The organism is Variovorax sp. P4_D9, assembly GCF_056401695.1.
The window spans coordinates 1-810 of sequence record NZ_JBFUIU010001634.1 but is presented as its reverse complement, the minus strand read 5'-3'; the positions used below and the strand labels follow the sequence as shown (position 1 = coordinate 810).

Here is an 810-nt window from a genome sequence, read left to right as displayed (position 1 = left end):
GCGCGGCGAATGGTCGCTGGTGACGATGGCTTGGAATATCAAGCGGCTGCATGTGCTGCGGGCCGCATAAAGAGGGAGGCAGATGCTCCCCACGACCCGACTCGCGGGGCGCTCAGGCCCCTCGAGGAAGGCAACTCCGCCTCGCGCCGTAGCAATCGACGCCGCGCGGTCAAACGAACAGATCCCCGCGGCTCAAGTCCGACGGGCTCCTAGAATCGCCCGTTTACAGTTGTTGGCAAGTCCCGCCGAAACCTTTCGATGTCAAACGACGATCCTCCCATTCCAAGAACCGGCAAGGTCTCACCGCTGCGTCCGCTCCCCAACCTGATCTTCGCCAGCCGCTGGCTGCAACTGCCGCTGTACCTGGGCCTGATCGTGGCCCAGGCCGTGTACGTGGTCCATTTCCTGGTCGAACTGACCCACCTGGTCGAGGCCGGCTTCGGCAGCGAGGACGCGCTGCAGGCCCTGGTGACGAGCATCGGCTACAAGACCTCCGCGCCGGTGACCTCGCTCAACGAGACGGTGATCATGCTGGTCGTGCTGGCGCTGATCGACGTCGTGATGATCTCCAACCTCCTGATCATGGTGATCGTCGGCGGCTACGAGACCTTCGTGAGCCGCATGAACCTCGAGGGCCATCGCGACCAGCCCGAATGGCTGAGCCACGTGAACGCCTCGGTGCTGAAGGTCAAGCTGGCCACCGCGATCATCGGCATCAGCTCGATCCACCTGCTCAAGACCTTCATCAACGCCGACAACTACACCGACCGCGTGCTGGTCGCCCAGACCGCGATCCACATCACCTTCCTG

General features: G+C 63.3%; 1 protein-coding gene. It reads left to right on the top strand.

Annotated elements, in window-relative coordinates:
• Window positions 1-258 precede the first annotated feature (258 nt).
• Window positions 259-810 (top strand): YqhA family protein (locus AC1DY5_RS57420; RefSeq protein WP_478123006.1); only part of this gene is annotated, 552 nt, incomplete at its 3' end.